This window comes from Serratia sp. Z4 (assembly GCF_009900725.1).
GTDB lineage: Bacteria > Pseudomonadota > Gammaproteobacteria > Enterobacterales > Enterobacteriaceae > Serratia > Serratia nematodiphila.
On sequence record NZ_JAAABD010000001.1, the window covers coordinates 612274 to 631732 of the forward strand.

Consider the following 19459-nt stretch of genomic DNA (forward strand, 5'->3'; position numbering starts at 1 on the left):
TCAGCTCCGTAATTCGGCAATTTCATCATCGGTCAAATAGCGGATCGGACGATCGCCGAGGGTGAAGATCAGCCGCGCCGCATCTTCCATCTCTTCGGTATTGTCCGCCGCCGCTCGCAGGTCTTTACCGGTCACCACCGGCCCGTGGTTGGCCAGTAAAAAGGCGCGGTGGGCCGGCGCCAGGCGCGCCAGATCCTGCGCCAGCCTTTCGTCGCCAGGGCGATAGTAGGGCACCACCGGCACCTTGCCGACGCGCATCACCACATAGGGGGTGAACGGTTTGATGGCGTTGTCGACGTCCAGCCCTTGCAGGCAAGAGAGCGCCGTGAGGTAGGTGCAATGCAGGTGCACCACCGCTTTGCATTCCGGATTGTTCAGATACAGCGCTCGGTGAAAGCTGATCTCTTTCGACGGCTTGTCGCCGGACAGCCAATCGCCGTTCAGGCTCACTTTAGACAGGCGATCGGCCTGCAGCTCGCCCAGGCAAGAGCCGGTCGGCGTCGCCAGCAGCGCGCCGTCCGGCAGCAACAGCGAGAGGTTGCCGGCGGAACCGGTGGCGTAGCCGCGTTGGAAAAACGAGGCGCCGAGACGCACCATCTCTTCGCGCGCTTGCTGTTCGGTCGTCATGCTCATACTGGAAACTCCGTTTGCGCGCGTGAGAAGAAGGCTTCATCGCCAAAATTGCCTGATTTCAGCGCCAGGGAAATCGCCCGATCGCTGGCGCGCACCCAGGGAACGCCGGGAGAAATGCTGGGGCCAATATGGAAGCCGCGAATGCCCAGCGCCTGCGTGACCACGCCGGAGGTTTCGCCGCCGGCGACGATAAAGCGGCTGAATCCCAACTGGCGCAGTTGCACCACCAATTCGGCGAACAGCGCTTCCACCGCTTCGCTGGCGGCGGCGCCGTGCTGCCGTTGCGTTTGCTGCAGCGCTTCCGGCGGCGCAGTGGCGTAGATCAGCGGGGCAAGCGCCTCCCCGGCGTGATGCTGCGCCCAGTGCGCCAACTCGGCGGCGTAGGCGGCGCGTGCCTGTGGTTCGAGGCAACGGCCGATATCGATGGCCTGCGCCGAAGCGCGCTCGCGGTAGTGCGCCACCTGCCGGTTAGTCATCACAGAACACGAGCCCGACAGCACTGCTGCCTTTTCCCCCTGCGGCGCGCCGGCTGCCTCTGCCGCACGATCGCCGCTTTGCGCCCATTGCCGCGCCAGGCCGATCGCCAGACCCGAACCGCCGGTCACCAGCTTCATCGTTTTCAACGCTTCACCCTGAATGAGCAGATGCCGCTCGTTGAGCGTATCCAGCACCGCGTAGCGCACGCCTTCCTGCGCCAGTTGGCGCAGCTTCTCGCTGACCGCCTCGGCGCCGCGATCCATTTCCGCCGCCGTCACCAGCCCGCAACGCCCGGCGGCCTGGGATTCCATCAGGCGCAGCAGGTTGCTGTCGGTCATCGGCGTGACCGGGTGATGACGCATGCCGGACTCAGACAGCAGCTGTTCCCCGACGAACAGGTGGCCCTGATAGACCGTGCGGCCGTTTACCGGCAGCGCCGGTGAGACAACCGTGAAATTTTCCCCCAGCGCGGTGAGCAGGGCGTCGGTCACCGGGCCGATATTGCCCTGTGCGGTGCTGTCGAAAGTGGAGCAGTATTTGAAGTAGAACTGGCGGCAGCCCTGTTTTTGCAACCAGGCCAGCGCCTGCAACGACAGTTCGACCGCCTGTTCTGCCGGGCAGGAACGCGATTTCAGGCTGATGACCGCCGCCTGTGCGTTTACCTGCGTTTCGTCCTGCGGCACGCCGTTCAGCTGCACCGTCGGCAGGCCGTTTTGCACCAGAAAACTGGCGATGTCGGTCGCGCCGGTAAAGTCATCCGCGATTACGCCAAGCAGCATCAGAGCGCCTCCTTTTTTTGCGGCAGATCGATGCCGGCAAAGATTTTGATTACCGCACTGTCGTCTTCTTTACCGTAACCGGCGTTGCTGGCGGCGGTAAACATGGTGAAAGCGGTGGAGGCCAGCGGCAGCGGGAAGTGCAGCGCCCTGGCGGTATCCGCCACCAGCCCCAGATCCTTGACGAAGATATCCACCGCCGATTTGGGCGTATAGTCGCCGTCGACCACGTGGCGCATGCGATTTTCGAACATCCAGGAGTTGCCGGCGGCGTGGGTGACCACGTCGTACATCACGTCCAGCGGGATGCCGGCGCGGGCGGCCAGCGCCATGGCTTCCGCTCCGGCGGCGATGTGCACGCCGGCCAACAGCTGGTGGATGATTTTTACCGTCGCGCCCAGACCGATGGTCTCGCCGATGCGGTAAACCTTGCCGGCGATGGCGTTCAGCACGGGTTGCAGACGCTCGAAGGTGGCGTCGGCGCCGGCGGCCATCACCGTCATCTGGCCTTCCTCCGCCTTGGCCGCCCCGCCGGAAACCGGCGCGTCCAGCATCGCCAGGCCGTAGTCCAGCAGCCGTTGCTCGATCTGTTTGGCGTCATCGGCGGAAATGGTCGAAGACACCATCACCGCCGTGCCCGGCTTGAGCTGTGGCGCCAGGCCTTGCTCGCCGAACAGGATTTGCTTCACCTGCGCGGCGTTCACCACCAGCAGCAGCACGGCGTCCAGCTCGGCGGCGAAGTCGCGCGCGCTGGTAGACGCTTGTTGCGCGCCGGCCTGTTGCAGCGCCGCCAGCGCCTGCGGATTGAGATCGGCGCCGTAGGTGGTCAATCCGGCGCGGAGGCATGAACGCGCGGCGCCCATGCCCATCGCCCCCAGCCCGATGACGCAAACGGCATAATTCCCTGGGTGTGTCATACTGCACTCCTGTTAATTTTAGTGATAATTTGTTTTGTTGTGTTAAATGTAAGCGCTTGTCGGCCGATTATCCGCGATCGTTATCACAATAATTAACAATGTGTGAAACGGATTTTTCGTCTGATTTCTGGCCTGAATCAACATTACTATTATGTTTTTAAATAAGTTTATGTTTACCTGGCCTAACTGCGTGCGCCGTCACGCCGCGAAAATTTAGGGCTATCGGCGAACGAAAATTGACGTAAAATCACAATTATTATCACCGCAGCAACGAGAGGGAACCGTGATACCTGTAGAACGCCATCAACAAATTCTTGCGCTGGTATCCGAACGCGGCGTCGTCAGCATTGCCGAGCTGACCGAACGGCTGGGGGTGTCGCACATGACGATCCGCCGTGATTTGCAAAAACTGGAGGAACAGGGCGCGGTGCAGTCGGTCTCGGGCGGCGTACAGGCGCCCGAGCGGGTGGCGAGCGAACCTTCGCACCAGGCCAAAGAGGGGATGTTCAGCCGGCAGAAAATCGCCATTGGCCGGCTGGCGGCGCGACAAATTCCCGCCAACAGCTGTATCTATCTGGATGCTGGCACCACCACGCTGGCGCTGGCGAAACAGATCGGTGAACGTGACGATTTGACGGTGGTGACCAACGACTTTGTCATCGCCGGCTTCCTGATCGAACACAGCCAGTGCCGAATCATCCACACCGGCGGCACCGTGTGCCGGGAAAACCGCTCCTGCGTCGGCGAAGCGGCGGCGCAGGCGCTGCGCGGTCTGTTTATCGATCTGGCGTTCATCTCCGCCTCTTCGTGGAGCATGCGCGGCCTGTCGACGCCGAACGAAGACAAGGTGATGGTGAAGAAGGCCATCGTCGAGGCCAGCCGCCGCCGCATTCTGCTCAGCGATACGTCCAAATACGGCAAAGTCGCCACCTATCTGGCGCTGCCGATCGCCGCCTTTGACGCCATCATTACCGATGAGGGGTTGCCCGCCGCCGCGCGGGAGGCCATTGAGCAAGCGGGGATTGCTTTGCTGACGGCGGAAGAAGAAGAATAAGAATAAGAACGAACCTGCATTAGGATGACAGTTCGGTATCGATACCAAGTGCGGGCGGTTCACTGGCTTCAACGCCGCCGCGTTCACGCCATTCGCGGCGCCTTTGTTCCCACCACTCTTCGTGGAAAGCTTGCATCTCTTTCAGGCGCTGTTCCTTAACGTGCTGCTGGTAAGTGTGGGATGCTATGGGGGTTACGCGGGATTTCGATGACATAGAGGCCGTCCTTTATAAACTCTATTTTGTATAAATAATGCCCTTTGTGGGCGTATTTTTTCAACAATAAATCATAAATTTTAGCTAATGCTGGCCTTAACGGTGCGCTTAAGATGAGCCTGGCATGATACTGATAGGCAAACTTGAGAAGGGTTTCCCCGATGCCAACTACGAATAAGCGTTCGCGTTGGAAAAGGGTATAACGCATTGCGGTATAGGTATCGAAAGCTGAGCGCCGATGCCTGTTTGCGTCGCTCAACGCCTTAACATCATAAAACTCCAGAGAGAAAGCATTATTGAGGAGAGCAGTGTCCACATACACTGGGGCAAACCAATGGTGCATGTTTTGCCCAATTTTCTTGAAATCCAAATGATAGATGGCCGTTTTACCATCATCTTTACTTACTGCAATCTGATACCTGTATGTGTCTGCTACCCCTGTGTGTGACTCCCTCACATCAATCTCCATGATAAAATCCTTTTTACTATTATTTTTCCTATAGTTATCCCCTTTGTGACAAACAGATTATTAACCGCGACGGAGAGGCTCCTCCAGCCGCCGATGAGGCTTATGCGCAGCGCCGCGCAAAACTAAATGCCGCTGAACCAGTTGTAGCCCTGATCTTCCCAGTAGCCGCCCGGATTGACGTCACTGACGAAGATCGCGGCGATATGTTTGGCGTTTTTGAACCCCAACTTGGTTGGCACGCGCAGCCGCAGCGGGTAGCCATAGTCCGCCGGCAGCGCCTTGCCGCCGAAGTCCAGCGCCAGGATGGTCTGCGGGTGCAGCGCGGTGGCCATGTCGAGGCTGGAGTAGTAACGATCGGCGCATTTGAAGCCGACATAACCGGCATTCAGATCCGCGCCGACATGCTGCAGAAAGGTGCGCAGCGGCACGCCGCCCCATTGGCCAATGGCGCTCCACCCCTCAATGCAGATCAGGCGCGTGATTTGGCTTTGCTGCGGCAGCCGCTGCAGCTGTTCCAGCGTCCAGGGTGCTTTTTTCTCCACTTTCCCCGCGACCTCAAGCCGATAGCCGGCGAGATCGATCTCGGGGACGTTATATTCCGGGTAAAACGCGTTGAAGGGGAAAGGGTGGGTAATCTGATCCGGCCGGTAAGTTTGCGCCAACCGCTGGCCGCTGAACAGCCAGGCCTGCACCCGGTCGTTCCAGCGCGACATGGCCCACAGCACCTTATCCACCCGATCGCCGTCTTGCAGGTTGCAACCGGTAAGCATGGCGATGCCGCCCAGCGTCAGGCCGGAACGCAGCATCAGGCGGCGCTGCAGATTGACCAGCTGCTTTTTTTGGTCCGGTTCCAGCGTCGGCGCGGTTGCCCGCTGTTTTTTCTCATTCATGTTTGCCACCCGTTATCATCGCCCACAGGGTTTTGGGCACGACAGCCACCATAAAGACGTGGATCGCCACAAACAGGCCGATGCCGGCCATGGCGAAGAAATGCACGTAGCGCGCGAAGTCGAAGCCGCCAAACAGCGCGACCAATCCCTGCAGCTGAACCGGCTTCCAAATCGCCAGGCCGGACAGCACCAGTAATAGCCCCAGCGCCAGTACGCCGAGGTACATCAGTTTCTGAATGGCGTTATAGTGGCCATGCCGGTGGCGCAGGCGCAGCGTCAACGCCAGCCAGATATCCTGCCGCAGCGCGCCGATGCGAAGCGGCAACAGATCGCGGCGAAAATGACCGCTGAACAGGCTCCACAGCAGATAGCAGACGGCGTTGAGCGCCAATAGCCACATCACCGCCAAATGCCAACCAATCGCGCCGCCCAGCCAACCGCCCAGCGTCATCTGCGGCGGAAAGCGGAAATCGAACAGCGGCGAGGCGTTGTAGATTTCCCAACCGCTCATGAACATGCACACCATGGCGAACAGGTTGATCCAATGAGTGATGCGAACCGGCCAGCGATGCACCGGCGGCGACGCGTTGGTCTTCATGGCATTCCTCCGGTTACATCGGCGGCACGGTGCCGTCTTTGCCGGCGGAAATGCGGGTGGCGACGCGCTCGCCCTTTTCGTTGGCGGCGGAGAACAGCACGATGTGCACGCCCGGTTTCAGCAGGCTCAGATCGCCCGGATCCAGCGTCACGATCGGCACGTCTTCCGGCACGACGACGGTTTTCTGCTGGTTGCCGTAGGTGACGGTCAGGGTACGGCCGTTGGATTTCACCAGTTTGCCGACGGTGCCGTTGGTCATGGTGTCCACTTTGCCGTCGGCGGATTCCCAGGCCGAGTGCCCTTCGCCGGTGCCGCGCAGGCTGGCGGCGAACACATGCACCTCCAACGCTTTGAGCGTGCCGTCCGGCTGCGGCACGGCGGCGGTGCCGATAAAGCTGTCCGGTTTGATGTCGTCCAGCGTGGCTTTGGAGACGCTGAGCACTTTGGTCTGATCGTTCAGCTTGACGCTGAGGGTCTCGCCCTTGCGATCGGTCAGCTGCAGATTGCCGTCGGCAACCTGGCTGATGGTGCCGCGCAGCGGCGCAATCACCTTGCCCGGCGGTTGGGCGGCGGCGGCCAAGCCGCTGGACAGCAGCAAGGTGGATAACAGTAAACCGGCTATACGATGACGGGTAATCATAACGTTCTCCTGAAATGAGTTTGCCGGTTAAGCATGGTTGACCTACTGGGTCAGCGCCATGGCCGTTTGATGACATTAATGTCATCAAGTTTGTCCGCCGAAGCTGCTAGTATTTTTGCAGACGTAACGAGGTGGCGAGCATGCGAATACTGGTAGTTGAAGACGATATCGGCACAGGGGATTACCTGAAGAAAGGGCTGGGGGAAGCGGGCTACGGCGTCGATTTGGCGCGCACCGGCACCGACGGGCTGTTTCGCGCGTTGGAGCAGGATTATGATGCGATCGTGCTCGACGTGATGCTGCCGGGGCTGGACGGCTGGCAGATCATCGAGGTGTTGCGCAAGAAAAGCGACGTGCCGATCCTGTTTCTCACCGCCCGCGACGGCGTACAGGATCGCATCCACGGTCTGGAGCTGGGCGCGGACGACTATCTTATCAAACCCTTTTCCTTTACCGAGCTGGTGCTGCGTTTGCGCACCTTGCTGCGCCGCGGGCCGGCGCGCGAAGCCGATCATTACGCCATCGCCGATCTGCAGTTGGACGTGCTGCGCCGCCGGGCGGTGCGCCAGGATCAGGTGATCCCGTTGACCAATAAAGAATTCATGTTGCTGCATCTGCTGGTGCGGCGCGAAGGTGAAGTGCTGTCGCGCACGCAGATCGCCTCCCAGGTGTGGGACATGAATTTCGACAGCGACACCAATGTGGTTGACGTGGCGATCAAACGCCTGCGCGCCAAAATCGACCGGCCGTTCGACGTCAAGCTGATCCACAGCGTGCGCGGCATCGGCTATGTTTGCGAGCCGCGCTCGTGAACGCCCGCGCTTCACGTCGGCCGGTGTCGCTGACGCTGCGCACCGCCATGCTGTTCGCGCTGGTGGCCGCCTGCGTGGTGAGCGGGGCGGGCTGGTATCTGTTCGGCGCCATGCGTCAGGAAATGACGCTCCGCAGCGATCTGCAGGTGACCGGGCGCGTAGAGTATTTCCGCCATTTACTGGGGCAGCGCTTTCCTTTGGCGCGCCTGACGGCTAATAACGGCCTGTTCGAAAATATGCTGGGCAATGAACAGGATGTGTTGATTTTCCAAATTCCGGGGCAAAAACCGCTCATCAATGTGAATCCGGCCAGGGTGGCCCTGCCGCCGATCGCGCCGACGCTGCCCGAACAGGCGCAGACGCTGGCCGCCGTGCGCGGCGGGGAAACGGCGCAGGGGGTGCCGCTGCGCGCGGCGTCGGCAATGGTGCGCCTGGAAGACGGCAGTTTGCTGCAGATTTCCGCCGCGCACGTGATGGTCAACGAACAGAAAATGCTGGCGCGCTACCTGTGGCGCATTGTCGCGGCGGTCGTTGTGGCTTTCCTGCTGATTGCGCTGCTGGGCTATGGGGTCATGCGCCGCGGATTGCGGCCGCTATGGCGCATGGCGGCGCAGGCGTCGGAGATCGCGCCCAATACATTGTCGACGCGCCTCAGTGAACAGGGGGCGCCGAAGGAGTTACAGCAATTGACCCGGGCGTTTAATGCGATGCTCGATCGGTTGAATGAAGGCTATCAGCGGCTGACGCAGTTTTCCGCCGATCTGGCCCATGAGATCCGCACCCCGGTGGGCGCGTTGATGGGCCAGTGTCAGGTGGCGCTGTATCAACCCCGCAGCGTGGAGGAGTACGAAACCCTATTGTCGAACAATATGGATGAGCTGGAGCGTATTTCGCGCATGGTGGAAAACATCCTGTTTCTGGCGCGCGCCGGTGAGGCGCAGTCCGCGCTGAACTACAGTCGTCTGGATGTGGCGGCCGAGCTGCGGCGGGTGGCGGATTACTTCGAAGGGCTGGCGGAAGAACGCGGCATCGCGCTGAACTGCGAAGGGGAAGGCGAGCTGAAGGCGGACGCGATGTTGTTCCAGCGGGCGCTGAGCAATCTGGTGGCCAACGCGGTGCGCTATGCCGATGAAAACAGCCTGATCGTATTGCGGGCTGAACGGCGCGCCGATGCCTGGTGGGTGCAGGTCATCAATCAGGGGCCGCCGATCGCGCCGGCACAGCTGGAAAAACTGTTCGATCGTTTCTACCGCGCCGATCCCGCGCGCAGCGCCGGCAGCCATGCCAGCGGTCTCGGGCTGTCTATCGTACGCGCCATCATGACGCTGCACGGCGGTGAGGCGCGCGCCGAATGTACCGGGCGCGCGTCTGCCGCCAGCCTCATTTTCAGCCTGCGGTTCCCGTTAGCGCAATAACCGTTAAGCCGGATTAACGCGGCGGAATGGCAAAGCGGAAGCAGGCGCCGCTTTGCGGTTGTTCGATCAGCTGAATATCGCTGTCGTGCAGCTGCAGAATGCGCCGCACGATCATTAACCCCAGCCCGCCCGCAGGGCGCCGGGCGCCGCTCAGGACAGACGGCCGCACGAACAGATCGGCGCGCAGCGTCTGCGGAATGCCGGGGCCGCTGTCGCTGACCTGCACCATCACCCGATCTTCCTGCCGCCACAGCCGCACGCCGATGTCGCCGCCGGGCGGCGTATGGCGAATGGCGTTGTCCAGCAGGTTGGTCAGCACCCGCTCAATCATGCTGAGATCGGCGAACACCGGCGGTACGCCGGGGGCGATGTCGGCATGCAGCCGCTGATTACGCGCCTCCGCCGCCAGCTCGAACTTTTGGAACACGTCCTGCAACAGCTCGCTGAGGGAGAAGGGCTCTTTCTGCGGTTTCACCACGCCGTACTCCAGCCGCGCCAGCTCGAACAGCTCCTGCGCCAGCTTGCCCACTTTGCGGCTCTGCGCCAGGGCGATCTCCAGATAGCGCCGCCGATCGGCGTCGCTCAGGGTGGCGGCCTTGACCGACAGCGTTTCCAGATAGCCGTGCAGCGAGGTGAGCGGGGTGCGCAGATCGTGCGAGACGTTGGCGATGAATTCGCGCCGCAGCCGATCCTGCTGCGCCAGCGTTTGCCACTGTTCGGCGAGGCGCTGCGCCATGCGGTGAAAGGCCTGTTGCAGCTGGCTGACCTCGTCGCGCCCGGCCGGCGCCGCCGGCCGCGCCGCGTAGGCCTGCACCGCCTCGATGCCGCCGCTGTCCAGCGCATTGACCTGACGGGTCAGGCGCCGGATGGGGCGAGTGACCCAGTAGAACGCGAAACCGCCGGCCAGCAGGCTGAACAGCACCATCACCCCGGAGGTCCACAGCGCCATCCTGGCCGCCGAGTTGAACTGGGCGTTGCTGGCCAGCGCCGTGTACTCTTCACCGAGCAAGACCACATACAGATAGCCCTCGACCCGGCCGTCGACCTTCAGCGGCGCAACGCTGAACACCTTGCGCCCGTCCGCGCTGCGCGGATCGTCGCCGTACACCGGCATCTGCGCACCATCGAGCAGCGCCTGCAGCGGCGCCAGCGCGACCCGCTGCCGCTTCAGATGCCCGGCCGGCGCGGCGTTGCCGATAATCGTGCCCTGTTTGTCGAGCAGGTAAACCTCAACGCTGGGATTCACCGCCATCAGTTGGTCGAACAGGGTATGCACCGCCTGCGGCTCCGGCCCGTTCACCCCCAGCAGCGGATTGCTGTCGGCGATATGCTGCGCCAGGTTGCCGGACAGGCGCTGGATCACCGCCTGGCTGTACTGAGTATTGCTGCGCACCTGCATCCAACCGGAAAAGGCGCAGCCGATGACGATCAGCAGCGCGAAGATAATCGTGAGGCGTTGCGCTAACGTAAGGTTTTTCATGGCTCACTCTTGCGGCGCGGCCGCGAATTTATAGCCCATGCCCCACACCGTGAGGATGCGCTCGGGTTCCGCCGGATTGCGCTCAATCTTGATGCGCAGCCGGTTGATATGGGTGTTGACGGTGTGCTCATACCCTTCGTGCTGATAGCCCCAGACCTGATTCAACAGGCTGAGGCGCGAGAATACCTGGCCCGGGTGGCGGGCGAAAAAGTACAGCAGGTCGAATTCGCGCGGCGTCAGCTCGATCGGCTGTTGGTGCAGGCGCACCTCGCGGGCGATAGGATCGATGGTCAGATCGTTGAAGCTGAGCGCGCCGGCGTCCAGACGCAGGTTGCGGCTCATCGCCTCCTGGCGGCGAAACAGCGCCTTGACCCGCGCCACCAGCTCCAGCATGGAAAAAGGTTTGGCCAGATAGTCGTCAGCGCCCAGCTCCAGCCCCAGCACGCGGTGCACCTCGCTGGAGCGCGCGCTGGTGATGATGATCGGCGTGTAGCGCGTCATGGTGCGCGCCCGGCGGCAAATCTCCAATCCGTCGACGCCCGGCAACATCAGATCGAGGATGAGGGCGTCCCAGCCGCCCTGTTCCAGCATCGCCATGCCCTGATTGCCGTCGGCGGCGTGGCTGATGGCGTAACCCTCGTCACGCAGATGCAGCTGCAGCAGATCGGCGATGTCGCCGTCGTCCTCGACGATCAAAATTCGTTTTGGCTTGTCCATTCTCATTACCGCTGATTGCCCGATTCTCTCTGAAGTCTACACAACCGCCACCGGCGGAGTTATCACATTTTATTTAACTTTGCGTGAGGTCTTGGGGAACAAATCCGGGGAATACTGGGCTCATCGCATCGTTAGCTGGCAGGAATCGCTATGAGCTTCACCCTCACCCCGGAACAACGACAGACGGTACATCCTCTCTGGCTGCGGTTGACGCATTGGCTGAATGCGCTGGCGATGCTGATCATGGTCACCAGCGGCTGGCGCATCTATAACGCCTCGCCGCTGTTCAACTTCAGTTTTCTCAACGAGCTGACGCTTGGCGGCTGGCTGGGCGGCGCGCTGCAGTGGCACTTCGCCGGCATGTGGCTGTTTGGCGTCAACGGGTTGTGTTACCTGCTGCTGAACCTCGCCAGCGGGCGCTTCAAACGCAAATATTGGCCGCTCAGCCCGAAGCAGTTTCTCGCCGATGTCGGCGCGGCGCTGCGCGGCAGGCTGCAGCACGCCGACCTGCGCCACTACAACATGGTGCAGCGCGTGGCCTATCTGTCGGTGATGCTCCTCGGCGTGATAAGCGCGCTGTCCGGACTGGTGCTGTGGAAATCGGTGCAGTTTCCGCTGCTGCGCACGCTGCTTGGCGGCTATGAGGCGGCGCGATATATCCACTTTTTCGCCATGTCGGCGCTGGTGGCCTTCGTCGCGATCCATCTGGTGATGGTGGCGCTGGTGCCCCGCACGCTGCTGGCCATGCTGCGCGGACGTTAAGGAGTTCACGATGAAAAAGGATAAACCGATCATGACGATCGTTGAAGGGCAGGCGATCGTCAAAGAAGCGCAGCGCTTGTTGACCGCGTCGTCCCGCCGCCGCTTTCTGCGCAACGGCCTGACGCTGGGCGGCATCGCCATGCTCACCGGCTGCGATCTCAGCGGCAACGCCAACGTTGAACAGGCGCTGAGCCGCATTTCGCGCCTCAACGATCGGGTGCAGGGCTGGCTGTTCAACGGCGATCGCCTGGCGCCGGTCTACCCGGAATCGATGATCACCCGGCCATTCCCGTTCAACGCCTTTTACGCCGAGGAGGACGCGCCCGACATCAACGGCGACGACTATCGGCTGGAGGTGGCGGGGCTGGTGCAGGACAAGCGCGCCTGGAGCCTGCCGCAGCTGCATCGGATGGCGCAGGTCAGCCAGGTGACGCGTCATATTTGCGTCGAGGGTTGGAGCGCCATCGGCAAGTGGGGCGGCGTGCCGTTCGCCACCTTTCTTAAGGTAATCGGCGCGGATCTGAGCGCCCGCTACGTCAGCTTCAAATGCGCCGACGACTACTACACCAGCATCGATATGGCCACCGCGCTGCATCCGCAGACGATTATCGCGCTGACCTACGACGGCCAGATCTTGCCGCGCAAGTACGGCTACCCGATGAAGCTGCGCATGCCGACCAAGCTGGGCTACAAGAATCCGAAACACATTCAGGTGATCGAGGTCACCAACCGCTTCCCGGGCGGTTACTGGGAAGACCAGGGCTACAACTGGTTTGGCGGCAGCTGAGGCGGCCGCCGGCCATTCTCCGGCACTCCGGTGCCTTTGACATGACGGAAGGAAATACCATGAAAAAGTTATTCGCAATGATGATGTGCAGCGCGCTGATGCTGGGCGTGGCCGGCGCCAACGCCGCGGACGGCATGAGTAAAGACGCGATGAAAAAGGACGGCATGAGCCAGATGTCGCACGACGGCATGGCGAAAGATGGGATGAAGAAAGAGTGCATGGGCAAGGACTGCATGAAGAAAGACAAAATGGGCAAAGACGCCATGAAAAAGGATGGCATGGCGAAAGACAGTATGGCCAAAGACGGCATGAAGAAAGACGAGATGAAAAAGGATGCGATGGGGCACTAAGCCGCCTCACCCCGCGGCCGCAAGCGGCAAACCGCGGCGGCTGCGGGCAGCATAAGGAGAGAGGATGATGTTGGCGACATGGCTGCGGCGCTTTCAGCGCTCGAACGGGGACGTTATCTTTATGCGCGCGGCGTTGGTGGTGATTTTCGCCGCCTTCGGCTACGCCAAATGGTTTGATTACGAGGCGCAGGGGCTGGTGCCGCTGATCGGCAACAGCCCGCTGCTGAGCTGGATGCATCAGGCGTTCGGCATTCGCGGCGCCAGTTATGCATTAGGCGTCGCTGAATGGAGCTTCGGTTTGCTGCTGCTGGCGGGATTCTGGTCGCGGCGGTTGGGGTTGCTGGGGGCGATCGGATCGACGGTGACCTACCTGACCACGCTGACGCTGATCTTTTCCACGCCGGGCGCCTGGGAGCCCTCCGCCGGCGGTTTTCCCGCCATGGCCGGGGCCACCAGCTTTTTAATCAAGGATCTGGTGTTGCTGGCCGGCTCCCTGGTGCTGCTGAAAGCCGACTTGCCGGCCGAGCAGTGACCAATACTAATATGGTTGACACAATTTAGCCCTAAAAAGCCCGATGTACTCATCGGGCTTTTACATTTTAGCGACAGAATGGTTACTGCATGTTTGTATTTTAACTAATCCCTTTTTTTATTAATAATATAGTTGTGATGCAAGGAGTTCAGTATCTGGCTGTCCGGATATTTTTATTAATGCATCTGAGTTATCAAATATTTTGTTATTATTAAGATCCACCACGATATACGTATCTTTTTTCAAATTACTGTCCAGAGTGGAAACGACACCAGCCTTCCCTTTAAATTGCAATGGGTTTTCTGGGTCTGAAATGAACTCTATATATCCATAGTTGTCCAAGCTACTCCCTCCACTAACGTTATCTACGAAAGGTATTTTCTCCCCTTTTTTTCTTCCTGAAATATAAAAATTATCATCACTGAGAGCGATAATATCTTCTCGTGCATTAAAATCATAAAGAGTACTGGTGTTTTTAGCGATTGACATAATATTAAACATGTCCGCCCCTTTTCCTCCAATGGCCGTTACGATATCACTCACGTCAAAATAATCGTCCCCATCGCCGCCGATGAGTTTTATAGTGCTTGATACCTCTCGGTATATTGAATTCGAGAGTGCAAATTTATTGCCTTGCGAACCGCCAAAAATGACGATGTTCTTACTTATTGTTGTAAATAAATCAGGTTCAATCGAAAGATCTACACCAGAGTTTTTTGAAGCATCAATAGTAAATTCAGTAGTATTGTTATCTCCTCCAAGAATAGTATTCAATTTTATTTTGTGTGTGCCTTCAATAGTTATTTTTTCAACATGTGACTTGGTTAATTTTAACGTCAAACCATTTTTGTCATTTGATTCCCCTACGGTTTTTATATTAACATTCCTCAGGTTTTCCCCTATTAACTCAAATGCTCCTGCATAAATAACGCTTTTAGTGCCAGATGATTCTACCGATTTGGTTAATGTGTCTTCACCATTTTTTTGATTGGTAAGGAAGTTTAATTCTGTTACATCATTCTTAAATTTCAGTGAGTAATTTACATTACTCACAGAGTAAGGTCCGTCACTGCGGTTTCCAATATAAAAATTTGCCGCCTCTTTAGGTATGTTGATGACGGAAACTATATCTGCAGTGGCAGGTTTTGATTGATTCGCTGTGTTTATAAATGAGAACCCTGCTTTGCCAATTTGATTAATATTCCCTCCACTAATGATGTTGGTGTTTTCAATAAATATATCATAATCTAAAGTGTTGCTGATTACTGATGATGTTCTGGATATAGTACCATCTACATTTTTTGTATAAGTTAATGTTGATATTTGACCTGTATATTTATATAAGTCGATAAGCGAGAAGTTTTTAAACTGGTCGAGATTGCTTGTATATTGGATGCTCTTTGTGTCTGGAGCACCATTAATACCTTTGGTGATTGTTATTTCAGATCGAGTATTGATAAAGTTCGCAGATATTGAGTTGACTCCGTTACCGCCATCTGCCGTAAACAAAGTGTTTATTTTATTTCCGGATTTGTTACTATTATTTCCTGTCCATCCAAGAAAATCGTTACCGATACCAAAATTAAAATGAGTTGGCGCTGTGGTGATATCAGCTGACTGTGTTAACATTAATAATGTGTTTGCTTTTTTAGACGTTAACTCTGAAATGCTTCCGTTCATATAAGCGAAAATGAAATCATTAACACTATTATCGGGCAAAGATATTTTCACAGGTTGGTTTCCGCTAATGCTTATTTGCTTAATGTTTGCTGCCTGATTAAGGTTAATATTGCTTTTTGTTGCAAGATTGATATCTATTTTTTCTAATTTTGACATTTCTATTTTACTGATATTATGTAGCAACCCAGAATTAACACTACTAGAAAGATAGTTATCTGAATTGTTTGTCAATGTTGCATAGGTTTTATAATTCAGGCTGTCTGCAACTCTAAATATGAATTGGAACTTCTCATGAAATTCATTTGTTGTGCCCGCGGTTGTATTTAGTGCGCTGTTTATTACACTTTTAATTATCTCACCTTTATCGGATAGGGTAACAAGTTGCTGTATTGTGGCGCTATCTGCATCATGCCCATAAACAAAATTATACACTTTTTGCGCGTATGCGGTAATTTCTAAATATGTTGATATGCGAGTGAACTCAGAAGTATTGAGTAAAATATCTACCATTTTGTCGTAGCTGGTACCTGAGGCCATTTTTTGGCTCCAGCCAAATAGTGCTTCAGAGTTTAGATTTCTTCCCGCGCCAGCTAAATAAAGTTCGGCGATAAACTCCTGATACTCTAAAGGAGGCAGTTCTCCTGCTTTATAAACATATGAAGCGCCTTTTAAATGTTCCCTTGCAACGTGATCTTGTTCATTGTTACTTTCTTTTAATGTATTCATTAATTTTATTGCAATCTCTCCACGAGATATTCCCGTTGATAATAGATTGACATAAAAGTTCAATTCATTATCAGATGCTGAACGCTCATAACCATTCTCGAATAACTTTTGTATAAATGTCTTATTAGTTACTTTACTTAGATATGGACGATCATTAATAAATTTTTCTGTGGCTTGAAGTAATGTTCTTTCATGGTTATTGATTAATGGAGCCCAATACTCAATCACATCACGGGTGATTCCTGCCCCTAAGATATGAAAAACGCCTTGAATATCAGCTGTGCTATCAGTTTCATTCGTTGATGATGGGGAGGGAGAGCCAGGATAAAGAGCCTGATTTCCGTTGTCTACAAAATGCTCCCTATCTATCTGACGTTGTACCGGGTAATTATATTCATAACTATTATTTATACTCCAGTCGTCGTTCAATTGAGGCCATGGTGCCGTATTAGTTACAAGTTCCTTAGTAATTTTGAAGAGATTATTATTGAGATTAGGGTTGATATATGACTCGTTTGACCAGAGCTTAAACTCTATTTCTCCCATGGTTCTACCGTGAATGGTGTTAAAAAAGAAAAACATGATCTCAAAGTTATTATGATATCCACCATATATTTCTTTTGCTTCAGGCGTCTTCATTAGCCTTGTGATTAAATCCTCTAAACCCGCAGGTCCATTTTTCTGTAAATTTTCACTAAGTGATTTTAAATCTTTTTCAGGTGGGCTTTTCCGAGTGATTGCATAATAAATGCTGGCAATCTGTTTTTCGTATTTTATCTCAGCCATAATTTAATTCCTCATTGTGATAATGTTTTTTACTAATGACTTGCAGTTCTCTTTTAAAGGCTAAGTAATTATAGGAAAGAATTGAAAGTCTGGCTGAGGAAATTTCTGATATTGGATGCATGGTCATCATTTTATCGATGCTGGAAAGGTATAAATGATGTTTTTTGTTTATGTAAAATAAAGTAACTATTTGTAGTTTATAGGGTTTTAATTGTCTTGGAGTGTCTTTTAATCTTCAAAAAAGATACTTATGATGTTTTTTGATGAGGTTTAGAATAAATATGTATTGAATTTTTGGGGGGGATATTCCCACCAACTAATAGGCTGGTGGGAATGGCATTATTTTAATCAGGATAGGTCAGGGTGCCCCCCGGCGCTTCGCGATGAATGTGCAGGAAGTTCAGGTGCTTCTCGTACTGGTCGAGAATATCGCCAATCACCTGTTCCTTGCTGTAGTCCATCAGGTCGTTGCCCTGGGTGCCTTCCATCAGGAAGGTTTCCAGCCGGTAGTAGTGCGACTTGCCGGAGCGGGCGCGGTAGGTGAAGCCCGGCACCGAGTAGCGCATCGGCCAGATCTGATAGATGAAGTTCTGTTCCTCGCCCAGGTGTACCAGCAGCTCCAGGTGGTTCAGGCGTTCGTCTTCGGTCGGCGGCACTTCGCTGAACTCCACTTTCGCGCCGCGCAACTCCAGCTCGCGCGCCACGTCCTGCATCGCCGGGCGGCAAACCTTATCCAACATTTTCTGCGTGTACTGCGTGCCCGGGTAGTTCATCACCCGCGACAGGCGCTGTTTCCAGTTGAGCACGTCGTGGCTGGAGACCGGCACCGGCGCCAGGGTGCTGAGCGCGCTGGCCTTGCGGTAGTCTTCTACCCGCAGCGATTTATACAGCCCGGCCATCACGAAGAAGATCACGAAGCTGAACGGCAGGCCCATGATCACCGTGGTTTTCTGCAGCGCCGGCACGCCGTCGGTCATCAGCATGCCGATGGTCAGCAGGCCGATGGCCACCGACCAGAAAATCCGCAGCCAGTTCGGCGCATCATTATTGATGTCGGCCAGGCGCGAGGTGAAGTTACCCAGCACCAGCGAGCCGGAGTCCGCCGAGGTGACGTAGAACAGCAGGCCGGTGATGGTGGCCACCGAGGCGCTGAAGGTGAAGCCGGGGTATTGCGCCAGCAGGCTGTAGAAGCCGCGCTCCGGGAACTGCATCACTTCCTGAGCAAACTCGGCGTTGCCGTGAATGATCTGATACAGCGCGCTGTTGCCGAAGATAGACAGCCACAGCAGGGTGAACACGAACGGTATGATCAGCGTGCCGACCACGAACTGACGAATGGTGCGCCCGCGCGAGATGCGCGCCAGGAACAGGCCGACGAACGGCGACCAAGCCACCCACCAGGCCCAGAAGAACAGCGTCCAGTTGTTCATCCACTCCACCGGCCGATCGAAGGCGAAGCTGTTGAGCGTCATGCCCATAAAGCGGTTGACGTAATCGCCGACGTTAAGCACCAGCGCGTTGAGCAGGAACTCGGTGTCGCCGAAGAACAGCACGAACAGGATCAGGCCCAGCGCCAGCAGCACGTTCAGCTCGGACAGGATGCGGATGCCCTTGTTGACCCCCGAGGTGACCGAGATGGTGGCCATGATCACCGACAGCAGGATCAGCGAGCCCTGCACCGTCAGGTTTTCCGGGATCTCGAACAGCACCTTGAGGCCGTAGTTGAGCTGCACCACGCCGATGCCCAGCGTGGTGGCGATGCCGAAGATGGTGCCGAGCACCGCGGCGATGTCCACGCTGTGGCCGATCGGGCCGTTGATGCGTTTACCGAAGATTGGGTACAGCGCCGAGCGGATGGTCAGCGGCAGATTGTAGCGATAGCTGAAGTAGCCGAGGGCGATGCCCATCAGCGCATACATTGACCAGCCGGTCAGGCCGTAGTGGAACAGCGTCCAGACCATTGCCTGGCGCGCGGCCTCCAGCGTTTGCGCGTCGCCTTCCGGCGGCATCATGTACTGGGTCACCGGCTCGGCGACCGAAAAGAACATCAGGTCGATGCCGATGCCGGCGGCGAACAGCATCGCCGCCCAGCTCATCAGGCTGAACTCCGGCTTGGACTGCTCTGGCCCGAGCTTGATGGAACCGAAGCGCGAGGCGGCGATAAACACCACGAACACGATGTACAGCGTCGCCGCCAGCAGGTAGTACCAACCGAAGGTGGTCGACACCCAATTCAGCGTGCGGGTGATCCACTGCCCGGAGAAGTCGGTGAAAAAGATGGTCATCAGCGAGAAGGCCAGGATCAGCCCCGCCGAGGTGAAGAAAACCACAGGGTTGAGGCGGTCCTGCTGCGGTTTGGAGGAGGTTTCGCGTGTTGTCATCGTCATCCTCTGAACTGAGTAAAATCGTGCCGCTCCGCATTTCGGGGCGCGTTGGCGCCGCCGGAAAACGGGCGAATGAAGGCGGCGACCATCCCCATGGGAATGGCCTGAGTAACGCCGCTTTCGCCTGTTGCCGAAGCACCGGAGCGCTTCGCGGTGGGAACCGCTTACAGCCACTGATTTTGGTCAGATTCGTTAATTACCTCACAAAAATCAGCCAGTTCCACAACCAGATAGTACAAATTTTTAACCAGGCGGCAATAAAATATATGCAATTTTTATTGAACGTTCAATCAAAAAAAAGTTTAATAGTCCGCATGATGACCTGAATCACGGGCGAAACGGCAGTGAAATTTGCCCGCT

General features: G+C 56.4%; 19 protein-coding genes. 8 read left to right on the forward strand and 11 right to left on the reverse strand.

Translation table 11 applies throughout. From position 1 onward, the window contains the following. The 3 genes from GT753_RS03075 to ltnD are packed head-to-tail and all read right to left on the reverse strand — an operon-like array spanning nt 1 to nt 2803. Nucleotides 1-633, reverse strand: a complete 633-nt coding sequence (locus GT753_RS03075) for an aldolase (protein WP_015377162.1) — start codon at nt 631-633, stop codon at nt 1-3. Next, nucleotides 630-1889, reverse strand: coding sequence for a 3-oxo-tetronate kinase (gene otnK, locus GT753_RS03080; RefSeq protein WP_160125255.1), 1260 nt, complete (start codon nt 1887-1889; stop codon nt 630-632). The genes GT753_RS03075 and otnK overlap by 4 nt, the downstream gene beginning before the upstream one ends. Continuing rightward, nucleotides 1889-2803, reverse strand: a complete 915-nt coding sequence (gene ltnD, locus GT753_RS03085) for an L-threonate dehydrogenase (RefSeq protein ID WP_031299813.1) — start codon at nt 2801-2803, stop codon at nt 1889-1891. The genes otnK and ltnD overlap by 1 nt, the downstream gene beginning before the upstream one ends. 283 nt (nt 2804-3086) lie before the next feature. On the opposite strand from ltnD, the gene ygbI reads away from it, so the two are divergent. Continuing rightward, a complete protein-coding gene (ygbI, locus tag GT753_RS03090) occupies nt 3087-3857 on the forward strand; it encodes a DNA-binding transcriptional repressor YgbI (protein ID WP_076740430.1) in 771 nt (256 codons plus the stop codon). A gap of 155 nt (nt 3858-4012) precedes the next feature. On the opposite strand, the gene GT753_RS03095 is transcribed toward ygbI, so the two are convergent. The 4 genes from GT753_RS03095 to GT753_RS03110 all read right to left on the reverse strand — a co-directional run bounded on the left by GT753_RS03095 (nt 4013) and on the right by GT753_RS03110 (nt 6668). Next, nucleotides 4013-4540: a hypothetical protein gene (locus tag GT753_RS03095; RefSeq protein ID WP_021504270.1), complete on the reverse strand. Its 528-nt coding sequence runs from the start codon at nt 4538-4540 to the stop codon at nt 4013-4015. Between the two features lie 122 nt (nt 4541-4662). Beyond that, complete coding sequence (locus GT753_RS03100; RefSeq protein ID WP_118892292.1) at nt 4663-5430, reverse strand: molybdopterin-dependent oxidoreductase; 768 nt, start codon at nt 5428-5430, stop codon at nt 4663-4665. After that, the gene (locus GT753_RS03105; protein ID WP_160125256.1) at nt 5423-6028 is read right to left on the reverse strand and encodes a cytochrome b/b6 domain-containing protein; all 606 of its coding nucleotides are present in this window, start codon (nt 6026-6028) and stop codon (nt 5423-5425) included. Before GT753_RS03105 ends, GT753_RS03100 begins: the two co-directional genes overlap by 8 nt. A 13-nt stretch (nt 6029-6041) precedes the next feature. Further along, the gene (locus GT753_RS03110; RefSeq protein WP_004939163.1) at nt 6042-6668 is read right to left on the reverse strand and encodes a hypothetical protein; all 627 of its coding nucleotides are present in this window, start codon (nt 6666-6668) and stop codon (nt 6042-6044) included. 140 nt (nt 6669-6808) lie between these two features. Between GT753_RS03110 and GT753_RS03115 the strand changes: the two genes are divergently transcribed. Continuing rightward, nucleotides 6809-7480 carry a heavy metal response regulator transcription factor gene (locus GT753_RS03115; RefSeq protein WP_021504273.1) on the forward strand — a complete coding sequence of 224 codons (672 nt, stop codon included), beginning with the start codon at nt 6809-6811 and terminating at the stop codon, nt 7478-7480. After that, the gene (locus GT753_RS03120) at nt 7477-8895 is read left to right on the forward strand and encodes a heavy metal sensor histidine kinase (RefSeq protein WP_160125257.1); all 1419 of its coding nucleotides are present in this window, start codon (nt 7477-7479) and stop codon (nt 8893-8895) included. Before GT753_RS03115 ends, GT753_RS03120 begins: the two co-directional genes overlap by 4 nt. 13 nt (nt 8896-8908) lie before the next feature. Here GT753_RS03120 and GT753_RS03125 read toward each other — a convergent pair whose 3' ends face one another. Together GT753_RS03125 and GT753_RS03130 are read right to left on the reverse strand one after the other, a co-directional pair. Further along, on the reverse strand, nt 8909-10375 hold the full coding sequence (locus tag GT753_RS03125; protein ID WP_015377172.1) for an ATP-binding protein: 1467 nt from the start codon (nt 10373-10375) through the stop codon (nt 8909-8911). Nucleotides 10376-10378: 3 nt separating this feature from the next. After that, nucleotides 10379-11092 carry a response regulator transcription factor gene (locus tag GT753_RS03130; RefSeq protein ID WP_021504276.1) on the reverse strand — a complete coding sequence of 238 codons (714 nt, stop codon included), beginning with the start codon at nt 11090-11092 and terminating at the stop codon, nt 10379-10381. A gap of 150 nt (nt 11093-11242) precedes the next feature. Between GT753_RS03130 and GT753_RS03135 the strand changes: the two genes are divergently transcribed. The 4 genes from GT753_RS03135 to GT753_RS03150 all read left to right on the forward strand — a co-directional run bounded on the left by GT753_RS03135 (nt 11243) and on the right by GT753_RS03150 (nt 13523). Further along, entirely contained in the window at nt 11243-11854 is a 612-nt protein-coding gene (locus GT753_RS03135) for a cytochrome b/b6 domain-containing protein (protein ID WP_033633742.1), read from the forward strand. Nucleotides 11855-11864: 10 nt separating this feature from the next. Next, nucleotides 11865-12641, forward strand: a complete 777-nt coding sequence (locus GT753_RS03140) for a molybdopterin-dependent oxidoreductase (protein WP_015377175.1) — start codon at nt 11865-11867, stop codon at nt 12639-12641. Nucleotides 12642-12700: 59 nt separating this feature from the next. Beyond that, a complete protein-coding gene (locus tag GT753_RS03145; RefSeq protein ID WP_015377176.1) occupies nt 12701-12991 on the forward strand; it encodes a pentapeptide MXKDX repeat protein in 291 nt (96 codons plus the stop codon). A gap of 64 nt (nt 12992-13055) precedes the next feature. Then, nucleotides 13056-13523, forward strand: coding sequence for a YkgB family protein (locus GT753_RS03150; RefSeq protein WP_033640910.1), 468 nt, complete (start codon nt 13056-13058; stop codon nt 13521-13523). Between the two features lie 120 nt (nt 13524-13643). On the opposite strand, the gene GT753_RS03155 is transcribed toward GT753_RS03150, so the two are convergent. Beyond that, nucleotides 13644-16715 (reverse strand): DUF4214 domain-containing protein, encoded by a 3072-nt coding sequence (locus GT753_RS03155; RefSeq protein WP_160125258.1) that lies wholly within the window; start codon nt 16713-16715, stop codon nt 13644-13646. Between the two features lie 344 nt (nt 16716-17059). Then, complete coding sequence (locus tag GT753_RS03160; protein ID WP_015377179.1) at nt 17060-19096, reverse strand: choline transporter; 2037 nt, start codon at nt 19094-19096, stop codon at nt 17060-17062. Between GT753_RS03160 and GT753_RS03165 the strand changes: the two genes are divergently transcribed. Next, on the forward strand, nt 19087-19425 hold the full coding sequence (locus GT753_RS03165) for a hypothetical protein (RefSeq protein WP_154870601.1): 339 nt from the start codon (nt 19087-19089) through the stop codon (nt 19423-19425). The genes GT753_RS03160 and GT753_RS03165 overlap by 10 nt on opposite strands. Nucleotides 19426-19459 lie beyond the last annotated feature (34 nt).

What these genes read in the sequence shown, in the direction of transcription:
- GT753_RS03075 (WP_015377162.1), bottom strand. Translation starts at nt 633, where the DNA reads ATGAGCATGACGACCGAACAGCAAGCGCGCGAAGAGATGGTGCGTCTC.
- otnK (WP_160125255.1), bottom strand. Translation starts at nt 1,889, where the DNA reads ATGCTGCTTGGCGTAATCGCGGATGACTTTACCGGCGCGACCGACATC.
- ltnD (WP_031299813.1), bottom strand. Translation starts at nt 2,803, where the DNA reads ATGACACACCCAGGGAATTATGCCGTTTGCGTCATCGGGCTGGGGGCG.
- GT753_RS03095 (WP_021504270.1), bottom strand. Translation starts at nt 4,540, where the DNA reads ATGGAGATTGATGTGAGGGAGTCACACACAGGGGTAGCAGACACATAC.
- GT753_RS03100 (WP_118892292.1), bottom strand. Translation starts at nt 5,430, where the DNA reads ATGAATGAGAAAAAACAGCGGGCAACCGCGCCGACGCTGGAACCGGAC.
- GT753_RS03105 (WP_160125256.1), bottom strand. Translation starts at nt 6,028, where the DNA reads ATGAAGACCAACGCGTCGCCGCCGGTGCATCGCTGGCCGGTTCGCATC.
- GT753_RS03110 (WP_004939163.1), bottom strand. Translation starts at nt 6,668, where the DNA reads ATGATTACCCGTCATCGTATAGCCGGTTTACTGTTATCCACCTTGCTG.
- GT753_RS03115 (WP_021504273.1), top strand. Translation starts at nt 6,809, where the DNA reads ATGCGAATACTGGTAGTTGAAGACGATATCGGCACAGGGGATTACCTG.
- GT753_RS03125 (WP_015377172.1), bottom strand. Translation starts at nt 10,375, where the DNA reads ATGAAAAACCTTACGTTAGCGCAACGCCTCACGATTATCTTCGCGCTG.
- GT753_RS03130 (WP_021504276.1), bottom strand. Translation starts at nt 11,092, where the DNA reads ATGGACAAGCCAAAACGAATTTTGATCGTCGAGGACGACGGCGACATC.
- GT753_RS03135 (WP_033633742.1), top strand. Translation starts at nt 11,243, where the DNA reads ATGAGCTTCACCCTCACCCCGGAACAACGACAGACGGTACATCCTCTC.
- GT753_RS03140 (WP_015377175.1), top strand. Translation starts at nt 11,865, where the DNA reads ATGAAAAAGGATAAACCGATCATGACGATCGTTGAAGGGCAGGCGATC.
- GT753_RS03145 (WP_015377176.1), top strand. Translation starts at nt 12,701, where the DNA reads ATGAAAAAGTTATTCGCAATGATGATGTGCAGCGCGCTGATGCTGGGC.
- GT753_RS03150 (WP_033640910.1), top strand. Translation starts at nt 13,056, where the DNA reads ATGATGTTGGCGACATGGCTGCGGCGCTTTCAGCGCTCGAACGGGGAC.
- GT753_RS03155 (WP_160125258.1), bottom strand. Translation starts at nt 16,715, where the DNA reads ATGGCTGAGATAAAATACGAAAAACAGATTGCCAGCATTTATTATGCA.
- GT753_RS03160 (WP_015377179.1), bottom strand. Translation starts at nt 19,096, where the DNA reads ATGACAACACGCGAAACCTCCTCCAAACCGCAGCAGGACCGCCTCAAC.